The organism is Collinsella aerofaciens, from assembly GCF_039062365.1.
In the GTDB taxonomy this organism is placed as follows: Bacteria; Actinomycetota; Coriobacteriia; order Coriobacteriales; family Coriobacteriaceae; genus Collinsella.
In genome coordinates this window covers 14998-33374 of record NZ_JBCJBI010000020.1, presented here as the reverse complement: position 1 = coordinate 33374, position 18377 = coordinate 14998, and the positions used below count along the sequence as shown (strand labels likewise).

Annotated in this window: 18 protein-coding genes and 1 pseudogene; 17 read left to right on the top strand and 2 right to left on the bottom strand. The window is 57.1% G+C overall.

Annotated features, from left to right (window positions below; translation table 11 throughout):
- Positions 1–182 precede the first annotated feature (182 nt).
- The 14 genes and pseudogenes from ABCN01_RS08895 to ABCN01_RS08830 all read left to right on the top strand — a co-directional run bounded on the left by ABCN01_RS08895 (position 183) and on the right by ABCN01_RS08830 (position 13288).
- Positions 183–1025: a Cof-type HAD-IIB family hydrolase gene (locus ABCN01_RS08895; RefSeq protein ID WP_342996897.1), complete on the top strand. Its 843-nt coding sequence runs from the start codon at positions 183–185 to the stop codon at positions 1023–1025.
- Positions 1026–1088: 63 nt separating this feature from the next.
- Positions 1089–1748, top strand: a complete 660-nt coding sequence (locus tag ABCN01_RS08890; protein WP_342996898.1) for an HAD family hydrolase — start codon at positions 1089–1091, stop codon at positions 1746–1748.
- 150 nt (positions 1749–1898) lie between these two features.
- Positions 1899–2642 (top strand): GntR family transcriptional regulator, encoded by a 744-nt coding sequence (locus ABCN01_RS08885; protein WP_117786622.1) that lies wholly within the window; start codon positions 1899–1901, stop codon positions 2640–2642.
- A gap of 218 nt (positions 2643–2860) precedes the next feature.
- Entirely contained in the window at positions 2861–4324 is a 1464-nt protein-coding gene (locus ABCN01_RS08880; protein ID WP_342996899.1) for a YfcC family protein, read from the top strand.
- Between the two features lie 9 nt (positions 4325–4333).
- On the top strand, positions 4334–5917 hold the full coding sequence (locus tag ABCN01_RS08875) for an amidohydrolase (protein WP_342996900.1): 1584 nt from the start codon (positions 4334–4336) through the stop codon (positions 5915–5917).
- A gap of 1 nt (position 5918) precedes the next feature.
- Positions 5919–6770, top strand: coding sequence for a sugar phosphate isomerase/epimerase family protein (locus tag ABCN01_RS08870; protein WP_117840177.1), 852 nt, complete (start codon positions 5919–5921; stop codon positions 6768–6770).
- Positions 6771–6832: 62 nt separating this feature from the next.
- Positions 6833–7801 carry an SIS domain-containing protein gene (locus ABCN01_RS08865; protein ID WP_022094440.1) on the top strand — a complete coding sequence of 323 codons (969 nt, stop codon included), beginning with the start codon at positions 6833–6835 and terminating at the stop codon, positions 7799–7801.
- Positions 7802–7815: 14 nt separating this feature from the next.
- A complete protein-coding gene (locus ABCN01_RS08860; RefSeq protein ID WP_342996901.1) occupies positions 7816–8679 on the top strand; it encodes a PfkB family carbohydrate kinase in 864 nt (287 codons plus the stop codon).
- A gap of 121 nt (positions 8680–8800) precedes the next feature.
- Entirely contained in the window at positions 8801–9601 is an 801-nt protein-coding gene (gene frlD, locus ABCN01_RS08855) for a fructoselysine 6-kinase (protein ID WP_342996902.1), read from the top strand.
- Between the two features lie 27 nt (positions 9602–9628).
- A complete protein-coding gene (locus tag ABCN01_RS08850) occupies positions 9629–10489 on the top strand; it encodes an amidohydrolase family protein (protein WP_342996903.1) in 861 nt (286 codons plus the stop codon).
- 2 nt (positions 10490–10491) lie between these two features.
- Positions 10492–10920 carry a secondary thiamine-phosphate synthase enzyme YjbQ gene (locus ABCN01_RS08845; RefSeq protein ID WP_006234356.1) on the top strand — a complete coding sequence of 143 codons (429 nt, stop codon included), beginning with the start codon at positions 10492–10494 and terminating at the stop codon, positions 10918–10920.
- A gap of 33 nt (positions 10921–10953) precedes the next feature.
- Entirely contained in the window at positions 10954–11763 is an 810-nt protein-coding gene (locus ABCN01_RS08840) for a BtpA/SgcQ family protein (RefSeq protein WP_343014257.1), read from the top strand.
- A gap of 6 nt (positions 11764–11769) precedes the next feature.
- Positions 11770–12444 (top strand): annotated as a pseudogene (locus ABCN01_RS08835) (FGGY family carbohydrate kinase); the annotation flags it as partial.
- Between the two features lie 301 nt (positions 12445–12745).
- Positions 12746–13288 (top strand): xylulokinase, encoded by a 543-nt coding sequence (locus tag ABCN01_RS08830; RefSeq protein ID WP_342996905.1) that lies wholly within the window; start codon positions 12746–12748, stop codon positions 13286–13288.
- A gap of 300 nt (positions 13289–13588) precedes the next feature.
- Here ABCN01_RS08830 and ABCN01_RS08825 read toward each other — a convergent pair whose 3' ends face one another.
- Positions 13589–14371, bottom strand: a complete 783-nt coding sequence (locus tag ABCN01_RS08825) for a TatD family hydrolase (protein ID WP_342996906.1) — start codon at positions 14369–14371, stop codon at positions 13589–13591.
- 14 nt (positions 14372–14385) lie between these two features.
- A complete protein-coding gene (locus tag ABCN01_RS08820; RefSeq protein WP_342996907.1) occupies positions 14386–15180 on the bottom strand; it encodes a tRNA threonylcarbamoyladenosine dehydratase in 795 nt (264 codons plus the stop codon).
- 299 nt (positions 15181–15479) lie between these two features.
- On the opposite strand from ABCN01_RS08820, the gene ABCN01_RS08815 reads away from it, so the two are divergent.
- The 3 genes from ABCN01_RS08815 (at position 15480) to ettA (ending at position 18319) form a co-directional block, all read left to right on the top strand.
- Positions 15480–15758, top strand: coding sequence for an autorepressor SdpR family transcription factor (locus ABCN01_RS08815; protein ID WP_022094448.1), 279 nt, complete (start codon positions 15480–15482; stop codon positions 15756–15758).
- Complete coding sequence (locus ABCN01_RS08810; RefSeq protein WP_342996908.1) at positions 15751–16455, top strand: SdpI family protein; 705 nt, start codon at positions 15751–15753, stop codon at positions 16453–16455. The genes ABCN01_RS08815 and ABCN01_RS08810 overlap by 8 nt, the downstream gene beginning before the upstream one ends.
- Before the next feature lie 184 nt (positions 16456–16639).
- On the top strand, positions 16640–18319 hold the full coding sequence (ettA, locus tag ABCN01_RS08805; protein ID WP_342996909.1) for an energy-dependent translational throttle protein EttA: 1680 nt from the start codon (positions 16640–16642) through the stop codon (positions 18317–18319).
- Positions 18320–18377: the final 58 nt, after the last annotated feature.

The window sequence follows — 18377 nt, the reverse complement described above, 5'->3', positions numbered from 1 at the left end:
AGGACCTCGGGGGCGTTCGGTTAACTGCGGGAGCGTGCCGTCAGCTCAATGTGTTCGGTTGGGATCGGAAATCAACCTTTGTTTCAAATGGGGTGGTTTTGCAACCGTCATACGCGCGCTGTGCGAACGTGCCCCGGCTCGGATAAGATAGTGCGCGATAAAAACGATGCAAGGAGGCACATATGGCAATCAAAGCCATCGCGATGGATATCGACGGTACGCTCACCAACGATCAGAAAGTGATTAGCCCGCGTACGCGCGAGAAGCTGCTCGCGGCGCAGGAGTCGGGCATTAAGCTCATTTTGGCTTCGGGCCGTCCCGCATGGGGGCTGCACGCGTTGGCACAGGAGCTCGACCTTCAAAACCATGACGGTCTGCTGGTGGCCTTTAACGGCGCTCACGTCGTCGATGCCCAGACCGACGAGGTGTTGTTCGATCAGGCTATGCCTGTCGACGAATTGCATCGCCTGATTGATCACCTGCGTAATTTTGACGTGATCCCTATGATTTCGCTCGGTCGCGATCTGCACGTCGAGGACTCGTACCATTGCATGATCACGCTGCCTGACGGCTCGCAGAAGAATATCGTCAAGTATGAGCGCGACGCGTGCGATCTTAAGATTCGCGAGGTGGAGAGCCTGCATGAGGTCGCTGATGCTTATCCCGTGGACAAGCTACTCACTGCGGGCGACCCGGCCTATTTGCAAGCGCATCACGAGGAGATGTACGCGCCCTTTAAGCAGACGCTTTCGGGCATGTTTACGGCTGACTGGTACTTTGAGTTTACGGCGCCCGGTATCGACAAGGCCCGTGCGCTCGAGGGTGCCCTGCCCAAGCTCGGCATCGATGCCAGCGAGGTCGTATCGTTTGGCGACGGCCAGAACGACAAGTCCATGATCGAGTGGGCTGGCACCGGCGTCGCCATGGGTAACGCTGTCGATGAAGTCAAGGCTGTTGCCCAGATGGTGACCGCTAATAACAACGAAGACGGTATCGCTGAAGCGCTTGACCAACTGCTGGGTTAGAATCGCCGATAGTTCATGGTTCGGGCGTCCGCTCGTGGACGCCCTTTTGTTAGGGAGGGTGCCGTGTCCGCATTTCCGTTCGACGCCATTATCTTTGATATGGATGGCGTCATCGTCGATACCGAGTATTACTACCTGGGGGAGACTGCCGCGTTTGCCGAGGAGCTTGGGTTGAGCCTGACTCAAGAGGAGTTGAACGGGCAGATCGGTACCTCGCATCAATACTTTCTCGATATGCTGGTCGATTGGTTTGAGCGTGCCGGTAAGGGGCATTTCACTGGCGAGGAAGCGTTGGCCCGTTGGGATGAGTGGGCGCATAAGCGTCCGCGCGACTATCAGACTTTGATTAACCCGGGTGCCGTGGATACGATTCGAGAGCTGCCGCGCCGCGGCGTTCGCGTGGCGCTTGCCAGCTCGTCTCCCATGGATAGCATCGAGGAAGTGCTCAATGCGTGCGGGCTGTCGGATGCCTTTGAGTATGTGGTGAGCGGCGAGCAGTTTAAGGAGAGCAAGCCCGAGCCCGACATCTACCTGCATGCGTTGGACCTGCTGGGACTGCCCGCGAATCGCTGCTGCTGCGTTGAGGATTCGGTGCCTGGTATCACTGCCGGCAAGCGAGCCGGCCTGACAGTCATTGCCAAGCGTGAGGAGCGCTTTGGCTTTAGCCAGGATGCCGCGGACAAGATCATCGACCAGCTGCCGGAACTGCTTGAGCTTTCTTAGAAGCGCGGTAGTTGCGCGTTTTTCGGGTCTGATGAGTAAATAGCCGACATTTTGGTGCGACACCTAGCATACTTTAAGCTAATGCGGGCTTAAGGACTTGTTGAATGCCTTTGGGCCCGCTTTAGACTTAATTGTGCCGGGAGAGGGTATATGCCACCGACTGAAGGGCTAACTGACGGTAAAGCAGCGATACCGCTGTACCAACAGGTTATCGATATCATCAAAAACGAAATCAACTCCGGTGCCTACAAGGCAGGTGCGCGGATACCCAACGAATTCGAATTGGCTGAGAGCTATAAGGTTGGCCGCGTTACCGTGCGACGCGCTATTGAGGAGCTCGTCCAGCAGGGCTATCTAACGAAGCGACAGGGGAAAGGCACGTTTGTCAATGCCCCCAAGCTCAAGCGCAAGATTCGCCAGAAGGATGACGTCCAGAGTTTTTCGGACGCATGCCGCGTTAATGGAATGGAACCGGGGGCGCGTGTCATTTCGAGAAAGATACTGCCGGCGGATTCCACCGAAGCACAGTTCTTTGGTGTTCCCGTTGGAACTGACTTGATTTGCGTTGAGCGCGTGCGTACTGCCGATGGCGTCCCTGTCATGCTCGAGAACAACATATATGTTTACGAGGACAACGCCTATCTATCAACGGCACCTCTATCTAACCAATCCATTTTTGAGTTCGTGCGCAACCGGACGGGCCGCACGCCCGCGTTTACCGACCCGTGCACGCTCGAGATCGCGTGCGCATCGCCCGAGGTCGCTCGGTTGCTGGCGGTTCCCGTTGGCGAACCCTTGTTTTATATGGAAGCCTTCTTTTTCGATGAGCAGCGGCGGCCGTTTATCATCGGTCGTCAGCGGATCGTTGGGTCTCGTTACGTTTTTGACATCTAGGACATTGCGAATGGAAACGCCCGGTGGATCATCTCACCGGGCGTTTCCATACCGTTCACGGCGTAAACGCAACCGTTCAACCGCGTTGCGGCAATCAGTTTGAAATTATCTTGATGAGGGGAAAAGCTGCTGGTAATCTATGGAACGTCATAGAACGTTTGCCTTGTGCAAGCGTTGAAGCGAGATGCGATGCATTCTCGAGTTCTTTGGAGGTATCTATGTCAGATACGAAGGCGAAGAAGACAAACAGACGTTTTAAGTTCAAATTACCGCATGTCTATACGATCATGTTCTTGCTGATCGTTGTCTTTGCGTTCCTGACTTGGATCGTTCCCTCTGGTCAGTATCAGCGCAAGACGATTTCGACAGCGGCGGGCGAGCGTGAAGTCGCCGTTGCTGGAACCTATGAACAGGTCGATAAGAACTACACCGATTCCGAGACGGGCGAGACCATCAATCTGGGCCAGGATATCTTCGCGGTCCTGCAAGCGCCCACCAAGGGTATCCAAGAGGCTGCCGACGTCGTTGCGTTCGTCTTATTGATTGGCGGATCGTTCGCAATCATCACCAAGACCAACGCTTTGAATGCCGGCATGAGCCGTGTGATTAAAAAGCTTAAGAACAAGGACATTCTCATCATCCCCATCACGATGACGTTGCTGTCCATTTGCGGCACTACGTTTGGTATGTCTGAGGAAGCCCTGCCGTTCTATGCCATCTTCATTCCCATCATGATGGGTATCGGTTATGACTCGATGACGGCATTCATCATCTGCTTCCTTGGCCCTAACCTGGGATATTGTGCCTCGACCATCGACCCGTTTAATGTTTTGATCGCCCAGGGCATCATTGGCATCGAGGGCAATCCGCAACTGTGGCTGCGCGCCGTTTCTTGGGTCATCTTCACTGCCGTCGGTATCGCATGGGCCATGCGCTACGCCATGCGCGTCAAGAAAAACCCCGAGTCGTCCATTACGTACGAGGACGATAAGCTCAAGCGTGTTGAGTTTTCCGTGACCGATGCCTCCATCGAGGAAGAGTTCACTATCCGTCAGAAGCTCGTGCTTATCGATTTTGCTTGCGGTATGGGCATTATCGTCTGGGGTCTTGTTACCCAGGGCTGGTACATGAATGAGATTTCCGCCGTGTTCCTTGGCATGGGCTTGCTTGCCGGTATCCTGGGCGGTCTTGACCAGCAGACGATCGCTGAGGAGTTCGTTAAGGGTCTCGCCGACTTTGCGTACGCTGCCATCGTTATCGGTATCGCTCGCGGTATTCTGGTCATCGCCGAGGGCGGCATGATCATCGACACCATCCTCCAGGCGCTCGCTACTGCGCTCGCCGGTGCACCCGCCGCCGTCTACACCACGTTTATGTATATCGTCCTTGGCCTGCTCTCTTTGCTGGTTCCCTCGAGTTCTGGCCTGGCGGCGCTCACCATGCCTGTTATGGGTCCCCTGACCGAGCTTATGGGCCTCAATCCCGAGGCAGCCGTTACCGCGCTCCAGTTTGCCAACCAGACCATCAACACCATCAGTCCCGTGGCGGGCATGACGGTTGCCGGCCTTGCCGTGGCTAAGATTTCGTTTGGCCAATGGTGGAAGACCATTTGGAAGTTCTTCATTTTCATGGTCGTCTTTGGCCTGATCGTAACGGCAATCTCTGGCATGCTTCCGGTGTAGGTGGTTGTGATGTCTGATCGTTTGACGGTCCTGACGTCTAAGAGCGTCTTTACCGGTACGGGGGATCTGCCGTTTGAAGGTTTCGTAGCGGTCCGTGGCAATCGAATTGAGGCGGTTGGCACCAAGTGTGAGGCGGCTTCGTATTTGACCCAGGCGGACGAGGTAGTTGACCTGGGCGACCGCACCGTCATGCCTGGCCTGATCGATGTGCATACCTTCTATACGGGCTGGGCGCTGCGGACGTTGGGGTCTGATCTATCCGGCGTCGCTGATGTCAAAGAGGCAGTGTCGCTCTTGCGTGCATGGAAAGATGATCATCCGGATTGCGCGGCGGCTTTTGGCCACAACCTGCCCGAAACGTTGGCATCGGATGCCGAGAACGCAAATACGGCAGCTGTGTTTGACGATTGTTTTGGCGATATCCCTGTCGTCTGCTTTACACCGGGTGCGGAGACCTGCGTTCTCAATGCTGCCGCCAGTGCGCGATACGGCTTTACACCCCAGGCGTGCTATGCCGAGAAGATCTGGCGCATGATGAGCGATTTCCTCGCGCTGCCCGAGGTGCGTGCGGGGTATTCGGACTACATGAGCATGCTTAACGAGCGCGGCGTTACCGCCATCAAGGAGATGGCGTTTGATGACTACTACGGTTTTGCCGACGAAATGGCTCGCCGTGAGGAATCTGGTGAGCTGACGGTTCGCGTCTCTATGATGTCGCAGCCGGTGGGTGCCGGTGCAAATCTGGCATATGCTCGCGAGGCACGAGAGCGCTTCCGGGGACCGTTCGTTCGTTTTTCTGGCTTCAACCGTATGACCGATCGCGGCGTATGGGCGGGGCTTGCCGAGATGATTGATCCCTATGAGGACTCGGCCGATGCGGGCGCTGCCGGCAAGACGGTCGTCGAGGAGCCCGAGTGGGATCTGATTGAGAACGAGCTACGCGCAATTGATGCTGACGGCTTCCGATATTCCTTGCATTGCCAGGGCGATGGCGCCGTTCGCCGCACCGTGGCGCTCTATGCCTCGCTGCCTCGAGACGAGCATGGACGGATGCTTCGTCGCCATGCGATTACCGATCTCGAGAACTCTGATCCGACCGATCTTGTCGAGTTTGGCAAGTTGGGTGGAATTTGCGAGGTCTATCCGCAGATTCTGACGCTGGACCGGCGCGAGGATTGCCTGTCGATGATGCGTCGACAAATTGGCGAGACGCGACTTTTGCACAGCTGGAATCGCCGTGGCATGGAAGATTCCGGATGCACAGTGTGCTGTGGCACGGATTTGCCGCTGTTGATTCCGAGCCTGGGCGAGTCAATCTACAGTGCATGCGGCGGATACTTCGACGACGGGCTGCCTGTGAATGAGGTCAACACGCTGACGCTTGTCGAGCTCTTGCGCGCTTGGACTGCCGGGGGCGCGTACGACCTGATGCGCGAAGACGAGCTGGGTACGCTCGAGGTCGGCAAGCTTGCCGATATCTGCGTGCTCGATCGGGATGTGTTTGACCTCGATTATCGCGATGCACGCGATCTTGCGGTTGATATGACGATGTCGGACGGACAAATCGTGTTCGACCGAAATAAGGAGGCATAAGATGCCCGAATCCAAACCGACGCTGCGCCGCGAGCAGATTGCGGGCATGAATATCCACTACATCATGTGGTCGCTCGATTACTTCCTTGATGTGCAGCAGCGCTTGGGCTTTGAATCCATTGAACTGTGGTGCGCGGAGCCGCATGTGACGCTCGACCATACGGGCTACTTCGAGGCTGAGGTCCTGGCGAAAAAGGCTGCAGACCGTGGGCTTAGGTATCGCACTCTGTGCCCCGAGAATGTTGTCTATCCTTGGCAGTACTGCGCACGCAAGCCACTGCATGAACAGCGCAGCCTGGCGTACTTTAAGCACGGCATTGAGCTTGCCGAGGTACTTGGGTGCGACCGTATGTCCGTCAACTCGGGCTGGGGCGACTGGGACGAGGACCGCGAGGAAGCCTGGAAGCGCAGCCGCGAGCACTTGTCCATTCTGGCGGAGTATGCCGGCGAGCACGGTCTGGTGCTTACGATGGAAAGCCTACGTCCCGAGGAGAGCAACCTTGTGACGACGGTTTCCGATGCGAAGCGCATGATTGACGAAGTCGCGAGCCCGTACTTACAGCCCATGGTTGATACAACCGCGATGGGCGTTGCAGGCGAGACGCTCGAGGACTGGTTTGCCGCCTTTGGTGATGGGGCAATTCACGAGATGCACTTTATCGACGGCGACCCGTATGGCCATCTGGTGTGGGGCGATGGCAAGCACGATATGGACGCCTTCGTCGCCACACTCAATGCCCATGGTTTCGACGGCATGCTGGGCCAAGAAATCACGGACGGTCGTTACTACGATGACCCGGCGGCGGCAGATGCCAAGAACATGGCCGCATTTGAGAAATATCTGATTGACTAAAACAACTATCGGCTACGCAGCCAGCGTCATTGATTGCGGGCCAAATAAGAAAGGAACTGGATATGAACGCACACGATCTGATCAAAGAGGCAATTGCCGAGAAGGGCAAGTTCGACAGCGTCTACTGGATTGCTTGCGGTGGCTCCATGATCGATTTGATCCCGGCTCATGAGCTTCTGCAGCGCGAGGCAACCACCTTCACTTCGTATATCTATACCGCGCGTGAATTTGACATTATGCGTCCGCGTCGTCTTGGCGAGAAGTCCCTGGTCATTGCTTGCAGCCACAGTGGCAACACCCCCGAGGTCGTCGAGGGCTGTGAGATTGCCCTTGCTGCCGGCGCTACGGTGATCGCCCAGACCGACAACGCTGGATCCAAGATTGACTCCGGCAAGTGGACCACGTGGGTCTACCCGTGGGGCGAGGGCGTGCCGCAGGCCGAGGTCCCCGCTGGCATTTCGCTGTCGCTTGCGGCCGAGCTGCTCGATCAGCAGGAGGGCTACGCCGATCTTGCCGATATGTATGCCGGTATCGCCGAGATGGATAAGATTCTTCCCCCGGCACGTGAGAAGGTAAATGCCGAGCTGGGCGATCGTTTTGCCAAGCTTTGCCAGGAGCACGAGTTCTTCTACATTCTGGGCAGCGGTCCCAACTTTAGCCAGACCTACGGTTTCGCCATCTGCTCTCTTATGGAGATGCAGTGGCAGCACTGCAGCTACATCCACTCTGCCGAGTACTTCCACGGCCCCTTCGAGGCTACTCAGGATGGCGTATTTTACTTCCTGCAGATGGGCTCCAGCGAGTGCCGTGCTATGGACGAGCGCGCCCTGGCGTTCCTTAAGACGCATACCGATACGCTGATGGTGCTCGATGCCAAGGAGTACGGTATGGAAGCCGTGCCGGCGAGCGTCCGTGCCTATCTGGACCCGGTGCTGTTCTACGCCATGAACTGCGAGCTGCGTGCTGCACGCGGCAAGGTGTTTGATCACGATCCCGATTTCCGTCGCTACATGGGTGTTGTCGAGTACTAGAAGGGACAAAGGCCATGGCATTTAACGTTAACGCGCTCGGATTTGGCGACAACGTCGTCGATCGCTACGAGCATATCCACACCATGTATCCCGGCGGCAATGCGGTGAACTTTGCTGTTTATGCCAAGAAATGCGGTGCCGCACGCTCTGCATACATGGGCATTTTTGGCAATGACGCCGCTGCCGAGCATGTCATTGCAAGCCTCGAGGATGAGGGTATCGAGCTTGATAAGTGCGAGCAGATGATTGGCGAGAACGGAGCGGCTCGCGTGACCGTCGTTGACGGTGACCGTGTCTTCCTTGGTTCCAACGAGGGCGGTATCCGTGGCGATGCGCGCTATGTCCTCGATCGCTTTGACCTTTCGTACATGAAGCAGTTCGATGTGGTTCATTCGGGCAACTATTGCTTTACCGAGCGCGAGCTGCCCAAGTTGAAGGCCGCGGGCATCACGGTCTCTTTTGACTTTTCGGACGACTCCACCGACGAGTATTACGAGCAGATTGCGCCCTACGTCGATTTTGCTTTCTTTAGTGCGGCGGATGCCGCGAGTGAGGAAGAGATTCGCGAGCGTCTGGCATGGGTGAAGGGCCTGGGTCCGCGTTTTGTGTCGGCTACGGCGGGCGCCGAGGGCTGCATTGCTTACGACGGTGAGCGCTATTACCGCCAGCTGGCTAAACCGGTAACGGACATGAAGGACACCATGGGGGCGGGCGACTCGTTCCTCACCTCGTTTTTGATGTGCTATCTCGATTCCGCCAAGCGTGGTGAGGATGGCGCCGAGGCCATCGAGCGCGCGCTCGACTTTGCTGCCGGGTTTGCCTCGACCGTGTGCGGCATGGAAGGTTCTTGGGGCCACGGAGCACCAATCGTCGAATAGCTTAAGAAAGCGTACGGCGGTCTGGCTATGAGGCTTTGGACAGCCGATGCAAAACAATAAGCGAAACGCGAAAAGGGGGCTCGCCATGTGGTGGGTCCCCTTTTGAACATTGGAGAAGACTATGGGCATTAAAGCGTGTGCGGCTGGTTTTTGCTGCGCGGACGTCTATCAGAACATCGGCGTGTTCTATCCGACTGGCAATGGCATTGACTGGGGTATCCATCTTGCACGAATGGGCGTTTCGGTATCCGCCGTGTCGGTTGTCGGCAAGGACGAGTACGGAGACAAGATGAGAGAGGCGCTGGCCGCTGAGGGGTTCGATATCTCACATCTGCGGGTGGAGGATGGCGACACCTCGGTGATGCTCATGGCATTGAAAGACGGCGTCGATCGCGTGCATCTCGAGGCAATCGATGGCGTAATGGAGACATATCGTCCGAATGAAGATGACCGGGCGTTTATCCTAGAGCATGACATCATCCATACCGACCTGTTTGGCAATTGTTTGGACCTCCTGCCCGAATGGCATGATGCGGGCAAGACGGTGGTTATGGACTTCTCGGTGTTCAGCCAGGATCCCGAATATGCCTGTGAGGCTCATTTTCCTTACGTAGACTATGCGTTCATGTCGTTTGAAGAGGACACTCCGGAGCTGCGAGACTGGGTACGCCACGTGCAGGAATTGGGACCGCGCGTTGCGGTTGCCACGCTTGGCGAGAAGGGAAGCATTGCCTATGACGGTGAGCACTTCTATGAGTGCGGGATCGTACCGGCGGAGAAGGTCGTTAATACCGTGGGTGCCGGCGACTCGTATATTGCCGGGTTTACCAAGGGCGTGATCGATGGCCTTGATATTCCGGCGTGTATGAAGGCGGGCGCTGAGCTGTCGTCCCGCGTCATCGGCTCTTTTGAGCCGTACTAGGGTCAAATGCCTGGAAAGGAGTGCGAAATGGTTATCGACATGTTGGTCCATCCTATGCTCTACGGCGAGATCTGTACGCCGGGTGATGAGCCTGATGGATTCGGTTTTTGGTCACGAGAATTTGGTATGGGGCATATGGGCCCCATGGATTGGGATGAGCTTCAAGTCGAGATGGACGTCTGCGATGTGCAGAAGAGCGTGCTCATGCCGCTCGATGTAACCACGGCATGCGGAGGGCACTTTGGCACCAATGACCAGATTGCCATGCTGGTTGCCGCGCATCCCGATCGTCTGTGGGGATTTGCGAGCGTAGACCCGCAGGTGAGCTGTGCCGCAGACGAATTGGAGCGCACCTTTACCGAGTTGGGGGCAAAGGGGCTTTGCCTGCATCCGGCAAAGCAGGGTTTTGCCCCCGATGATGCTGTGGCCGAGCCGCTTTACGAACTGTGCGAGCGCTATAACAAGCCGGTGGTTTTCCATGCCGGTATGTCTTGGGAGCCGGGCGCAGAGCTCTCGCGCAGTAACCCGCTTGCATTTGAGCACACAATCGCAACGCATCCAAATGTGCGTTTTAGTTTGACCCATTTTGGCTGGCCCTGGGTGCGCGAGACCGTGGCGATGCTGCTCAAGTATCCCAACTGCTACGCGGACACCTCTATCACTTACATCGATTCGCCCGAGGAGATGATGCAGCGTCTTTTCACGGTCGATATGGGGCCGCTGTGGTATGAGCGCGCGCTATCGCACCAAGTGATGTTCGCCAGCAATACGCCGCGCTTCCGTGCATTCAAACTCAAGCGGGCGCTCGATACCGTGCCCATGCGCGATGATGCGCGAGAAAGGCTCTACTGGGGTAATGCCCTGCGTTTTCTTGAAGGGGATGAGTGAACATGGTGACGCTCGAGACATTGAGCTATCTATCGACTGCTCCGGACCAGTTCATCGATATTACCGAGGACGTGCACGCTGCCATCGAACGCAGCTCGGTGACCAATGGCTTGGCGGCGATTATTTTGTCGCATACGACCTGTGGAATCGTGGTAAACGAGGGGCTGCCCTGCGTGGAGACGGATCTTATGGAGACGCTTGATCGCATCGCCCCACTCGATGCCCCCTATGCGCATGCACACTTCCTGCCGAGCTATGGAGCCACCGGCAACAACTCCTGTGGGCATATCAAGAGCATGATTTGTGGAAACAGTTGCTTCTTTCCCGTCCAAGATGGCCACATCGTGTGCGGAAGTGCCCAGAACATCTATCTTGCGGAGTTTGACGGTCCGCAGAAGCGAAAAGTGTACGTCGAGGTGCTGGGGGAGTAACGTCCCTGCAATAACTCTATGAAGGAGCACGTTATGTCGTTTCTAACCTCGATGTTCAAGACCGAAAAGCCGGTTATCGGAATGCTGCACCTGCGTCCTTTGCCGGGCGATCCACTGTATTACCCGGGCGGAAGCGTGTTGCAGGTCGTGGAAGCCGCCAAGCGCGATCTCGAAGCGTTGCAGCAGGGCGGTGTCGATGGCATTTTGATTACCAATGAGCTCTCGATGCCCTATGAGCAGCACGTTTCTCCCTCAACCCTTGCATCGATGGGCTATGTAATCGGGGCTCTGTCCCATGATTTGTCGACCCCTTGGGGAGCTGAGGCTATTTACGATGGTGATGCCACAATCGAGCTGTGTGCTGCCGTCGATGCGCAGTTCACGCGCTGCAATTTTTGCGGTGCCTGGGCCGGTGATCTCGGGCTGATTAACCGAGATTTCGCGCACACCATGCGTCGCAAGGCGGCGCTGCGCTTGGACGACCTCAAGCTTTTTCACTTCATCACGAGCGAGGGGGAGGTTTATCTCAACGAGCGCACGACTGCGGACATTGCCGATTCACTTCTCTTTAATTGCCTACCGGATGCGATGGTCATCGGCGGTTCGGCTGCCGGTCGTGGCGCTTCGGGCGAGCTTGCCGATGAGGTCCGCGAGCGTGTTGGCGAAGTGCCTGTGGTATGTGGCACCGGTTGTCGCGAAAATACCGTGGCTGACGTATTTGCTTACTACGATGGCGCGTTTGTCGGCACCTGCTTAAAGCGCGACGGAAAGCTGGATGCCCCGGTTGATGTTGAGCGGGTAGCTCGTTTTATGGCTGCCGCTCGTACGGCGCGAGGGGAGTAGGCACCTATGGCGTTCTATCTGGGTATTGATATTGGGACAAGCGCCTCTAAAGGCGTTTTAATCGATGATCGATGCAACATCGTTTGCCAAGCCTCTTGTGGACATGAGACGGACAACCCGTGTGACGGATGGTACCAGCATGATGCGGAGGCCGTTTGGTGGGGCGATTTTTGCCGCTTGTCGCGCGAGCTGGTGGCGCGATCGGGGGTTAACGCGGCACGGATCGGATGCGTGGGCCTTTCCGCATTGGGTTGCGACTGTGTGCCGGTCGATACCGAGTGCAACGCGCTGGCGCCCGCGATTTTGTACGGAGTCGATGCACGTTCGAAGCCGCAGATTGACGAGCTTCTTTCTGAATATGGGCCAGATCGCGCACGCGAGCTTTTCGGGCACGATCCCTGTTCGTCAGATATTGCTCCCAAGATCTTGTGGTTTAAGGAGAATACGCCCGAGGTGCACGAACGTGCCGCGAAGTTCCTGACAGCGTCATCGTTTCTGTGCGCGAAGTTGACGGGGCGTTTTACGGTGGACCGTTATTTGGCGGAGGATTTTCTTCCCCTATACGACCGCTACACTTGGAAGGTTGATACTCGGGAATGCGCTCGTTTCTGCCGGCCTGACCAGATGGCGGAGGTAATGTCGGCTACCGATATTGCCGGGGTGATTACGCGGCGTGCGGCTGAGGCGACGGGGCTCTCGGCAGGGACACCTGTCTTAGTGGGAACGGGCGACTCTGGTGCCGAGGCCATTTCGACGGGTGTATTCCGTCCCGGCGATATGATGGTTCAGTTGGGGAGCACGGCGTATTTTATCTACCTAGCTGATCATATGATCGATGATGCCCGCCTGTGGCCAGGGACGTTTATCATTCCCGGAACTTACGGGATCTGCGCGGGGACCAATACGGCGGGTGCGCTCACATCGTGGCTGCGCCAAGAGCTGTATCGCGACGCCGTAGAGGCCGAGGGCCACGGTGGCCCCGATGCTTATTCGGTTATGGCGCATGATGCCGCCGACGTGGCGCCGGGTGCCGATGGGCTCCTGTGTCTGCCGTACTTTGCGGGGGGAGCGTACTCCGCTCAACGATCCCGAGGCGCGTGGCGTTTTCTTTGGCCTGACCGGAAGGCATACACGAGCCCATATGGTTCGCGCCGCCTTGGAAGGCGTCGCGTATACCGTTGCATCCCATGTCGACATTATCGAGCGAGAGCATGGACTGCCAATTGGGCGCATTATGCTTGTCGGAGGTGGAACCAAGAATCCAGTTTGGATGCAGGCTATCGCCGACGTATGCGGGCGCGAGGTCTCGGTTGCCAAGGTTACGGTGGGCGCATGCTTCGGCGATGCCATCATGGCAGCTCTCGCAGGTGGCGCCTATGCATCATGGGATGAGCTCGCCCAAGTCCTTGGCGTTGCGCAAACAATCGTGCCCGATATGACTGCCCACGAGCTATATGCGTCGCGCCGTCATATCTTTGACGAATTGTATGCACGCAACCGTGATCTCATGCACGAATTGGTGTAATGCTGCCGAATTGCATTGCCTACCAATAGGGACTGCGTTGTGCGATTCGCATGTCCCTTGGGGTTGTGGGCAAAAAATGCCAAATATGAGTACTGTCACTAATTTAGTCGCAGCGAAATCAAGCTTTAGAGAACCTAGTTGGGTGTCTGCGAGCGATTAAAACCTGCTAAAAATGACTTTAACCACCTTAAAGTGCCTTGATAATGGACAACTGTACATTATCAAGGCACTATTTTGCCGTAAAATAATGTGACTGGATTTGCAACAGTACTCATATTTGGCATTTTTTGCCCACCGGGGTTAGCGAAGATCAAAAACAGAGCGTGTATTTGTTAAAACTGCCGATTCGATGTGCTTTGCGTCGCAGTTTTTGAGCGAGGCGATGCGTTCTGAGGTCCTTGCGAGCGATCTGATGAGCGACTGTGCGCTTGTTTCGGTGTTTGCCTCCGCCGGCGCATCGGTCTCGAGCAGTAAACGATCGAGTGGAATCTGTCGTACGTATTCGCGTCCTCGCTTAGACGCGAGCATGCGTTCGTTGACGGAAAAATAGCAACCTGCATTGCGCGCGCGGACGAGTTCGTCCGAAGTGCCGCTAAACCAGTGGAAGATGATAGCGGGGGAGTCGGGGTTTGGAATGAGTAGTCCATGCGATTCGAGGACGTCCAGTACGGTTCCTGCCGAACGAACGGCGTGAATTGATATCACGCGTTCGGCAAGAGGACACTGCACGAGGGCATTGCAGAGCCGGTCAAATGCCTGTATTTGTAGCGGCTCACTTCCAGCAAAGCGCGCGGAAAGGTCGAGTCCGACTTCGCCGATGTAGCGTTCTTGGGCGGCAACTTCGCAAAGCAGATTGACTTCGGCAGGACCGCAGCGGCCGTCGGCGAGCCACCAGGGGTGAAGCCCAACGCCGGCGATGATGCCTGGTTGGCGACAGGCGCGCTTGTTTGCGGCCGAAAAGTCGCGCGGATTGACGCCGCAGTCAAATAGGCCCAGCCCCGATGCCGCCGCCTCACTGGCTGCAACATCGGGGTTGAGCATCAAATCAAGGTGACAATGCGTGTCAAAGAATCGCGGTTCCATCGCAGGGCATCCTGCTAGTCCAGACGTTGGCCATCGGAGCGTACGCGCTCAGTGCCGCGGCCGCTGATCTGGCGGATAACCTCGCCGGCAATCATCTGGCCCATGATGGGCGGCATAAAGCTGGCGGTACCCAACTCGGTACGCTCGTGGATGTTGGACGGGTCGCGAGGTTGGGTCTTAACCGATTCCTCGCAGCTAAACAGCACGTGCAGACTCTTGATTCCGCGCTTCTTACATTCTTTGCGCATGATGCGGCTCATGGGGTCACGTACCGTATCGAAAATGTCGGCAAAACGGAGGCACTCGGGATGGAGCTTGTTGGCCCCGCCCATGGAGCTAACCAAACGAATGTCGTGGTCCTGAGCATATTTGGCAATGGTGAGCTTGGCCGAGATGGTGTCGATGGCGTCGACGACGTAGTCGAGCTTGCCGTCCGTCTGCTCCAAAACGCTCGCGAAGAACTCGTCGATGTTGTCGCTCAGCAGGTATTCGGTGCGTTTGATAACGGTGGCGGTGGGATTGATGTCGTGGATCATGGCTTCCATAACATCGACCTTGCGCTTGCCGATGGTGCTGTGAAAGGCGATAGCCTGGCGATTGATATTGCTGGGCGCGACGATGTCCTTGTCCAGAATGACGAAATGACCAATGCCGCCGCGGGCGAGTGCCTCGCAGCAGTTGGAGCCCACGCCTCCGCAGCCGAGCACCAACACCGTAGCATCGGCGAGCTTATCGAGTGCCTCGCGGCCCATGATGATCTCGAGCTTGGTGTCGCGTGTCTCGACGAGAGCGGCAGCGGTTTCGGTCATAGACATCCTCCGATGGGGAAGCGAATCGTGTTTTAGCTATCGCCATTATAGGTGTTATCGCGATTCCATTTGAGCCCTTGGGCTTGTTGAAATGGGATCGGGGTTCGCATAAGATTGAAGCAGATGGCACCCGTTGCAGCGGGTTGGCCAACTCTAAAACACGTTTGTAGCGTGAGAAGTGGCCGTCTTCGCATTACGCGGAGGCGGCTATTTTTTTGAGTACAAGATTAGATAGTTAGACAAACATCTAAATATCGAGTATAGTGTGCGCGTCATGAGAGATGATGAGAGGAGGTCTTATGCCGGGAGAGGGTTTTAAGGCGCTTGCCGATCCAACGCGACGGCGCATTTTGGAGTTGCTGCGCGAGGGCAATTGCACGGCGGGGGAGCTTGCCGAGCATTTCGATATCAGTAAGCCGTCGCTGAGCCATCACTTGGCGACGCTCAAAAACGCCGGGTTGGTGACCGACGAGCGCCATGGCCAAAACATCGTATACAGCTTAAACACCACCGTCATGCAGGATTTGATTGGCTGGTTTATGGGCTTTACAAACACGGAAGGTGATAAGGATGAATAACGAAAACAAGGGCATTCACCCCACGGGGGTATCGTCGCGCGTGTGGATTGCGCTGGTCGCTCTGTGCGTCGCCAATGTCGTAGCGCACCTCATGGTGATGCCGAGCTTGCCTGCGCAGATTCCCACGCACTGGGGCGCGAACGGCGCCGTCGACGGTTGGGGTCCTAGCTGGATGGCCTCCGCGCTCGGCGTGCTGCCTCTGGCGCTTCTCGCAATGTTCTGCGTGGTGCCGCGCATCGACCCCAAAGGTGAGGCATATCGAACCTCGGGCAAGTTCTACCAGGGCTTCGTAATCGCCTTCACCTTGTTCATGTGCGCCATAAGCTGGCTGGGAGAGCTTACGGTCTGGGGCGTGGTGCCGGCGGTCGGTTCGGTTAACGTGCTGATTTCCGGTGTTGTCGGTTTGCTGTTCATCGGCGTAGGCAACTACTTGCCGCGTGTGAAGCAGAACTATACGCTCGGTATCAAGACACCCTGGGCGCTTGCCGATCCCGAGAACTGGCGCCGTACGCAGCGTTTTGGCGGCGCCTGCTTTATGGTGCTGGGTATTGGCCTGATTGTGATGGGCGTGGCAGGCAGCGTGCTTTCGAGTGAAGTCGTCGCCGCGGTGATTGCGATTCTGGCGTTTGGTTCGGTCGGAGCCGTCTACGTCTACTCGTATCTGCTGTGGCGCAAATCTCAGCGGGCTGTTCGTTAAGGTTGCGGAAAACTAGCGTACGCAGTTCATAGTGTGTTCCGGGGGACTTTTCCCAGGTAGTATTAGGGGGCGTGGGCAACCATGCCCCTTTTTCGTTAAGTTTCAGAGCTGGTTTCCTCATTTCGTTTCCACTAAAGCGAAACAAGAATAGGGGAACAGCAGGTAGAAAGGATAAAACAGGCAAATGGCAGAGTTTATCTACCAGATGTATCAGGCTCGCAAGGCCCATGGCGACAAGGTAATCCTTGACGACGTGACCCTGAGCTTCTACCCCGGTGCCAAGATCGGCGTCGTGGGCCCCAACGGTATGGGCAAGTCGATCCTGCTCAAGATTATGGCCGGCATCGAGGAGGTCTCCAACGGCGATGCCAGGCTCACCCCCGGCTACACCGTGGGCATCCTGCAGCAGGAGCCGCCGCTCGACGACGACAAGACCGTTATCGAGAACGTGCGCATGGCGTTTGGCGATATGATCGCCAAGGTCGATCGCTTCAATAAGATCGGCGAGGAGATGTGCGACCCGGACTGCGACATGGACGCCCTCATGGCCGAGATGGGAAAGCTCCAGGACGAGATCGACGCCGCCGACGGCTGGGATATCGATTCCAAGCTCGGCCAGGCCATGGACGCCCTGCAGCTGCCCGATTCCGACATGCCGGTCAACGTGCTTTCCGGCGGCGAGCGCCGTCGCGTGGCCCTGTGCAAGCTGCTGCTCGAGGCTCCCGACCTGCTGCTGCTCGACGAGCCCACGAACCACCTGGACGCCGAATCGATCCTGTGGCTCGAGCACTTCCTGCACAACTACCAGGGCGCGGTGCTTGCCGTCACGCACGATCGCTACTTCCTGGATAACGTTGCCGAGTGGATCTGCGAGGTCGACCGCGGTCACCTTTATCCCTACAAGGGCAACTACTCCACGTATCTGGAGACCAAGGCCGCCCGTATCGAGGCGCAGGGCAACCGCGACGCCAAGCTCGCCAAGCGCATGGAGGCCGAGCTCGAGTGGGTACGCAGCTCGCCCAAGGCTCGCCAGGCCAAGAACAAGGCCCGTCTGGCTCGTTACGAGGAGATGGAGGCCGAGGCCCGCGCAAGCCAGAAGCTCGACTGGACCGACATCCGCATCCCCGTGGGCCCGCGTCTGGGCAACAAGGTGCTCGAGGCTCATCACCTGCACAAGGAGTTCGATGGCCGTGTGCTCATCGACGACCTATCATTCACCCTGCCGCGCAACGGCATCGTGGGCGTCATCGGCCCCAACGGTGTCGGTAAGACCACACTGTTCAAGACGATTGTGGGTCTGGAGCCGCTGACTTCGGGCGAGCTCGAGGTGGGCGAGACCGTCAAGATTTCTTACGTCGACCAGAACCGTTCCGGCATCGACCCCGATAAGAACCTGTGGGAGGTCGTCTCGGATGGCCTGGACCACATGATGGTCGGTGAGACCGAGGTTCCGAGCCGTGCTTATGTGGCGAGCTTTGGCTTTAAAGGCCAGGACCAGCAGAAGCGCGCCGGCGTACTCTCCGGTGGCGAGCGCAACCGTCTGAACTTGGCGCTTACGCTCAAGCAGGGCGGCAACCTGCTGCTTCTCGACGAGCCCACGAATGACCTCGACGTCGAGACGCTGTCCTCGCTCGAAGCGGCGCTGCTCGAGTTCCCGGGCTGCTCGGTGGTCATTAGCCACGACCGTATGTTCCTGGACCGCGTCGCCACGCACATTCTAGCGTGGGAGGGCACCGACGAGAATCCGGGCAACTGGTATTGGTTTGAGGGCAACTTCGAGGCCTATCAGGCCAACCGCATCGAGCGCCTTGGCGAGGACGCAGCCCAGCCGCATCGTATTCACCGTAAGCTGACGCGCGATTAGTCGAGCTCAGGTGACCTAACGAGAAAGGGACGATAACCTTGGGGTTATCGTCCCTTTT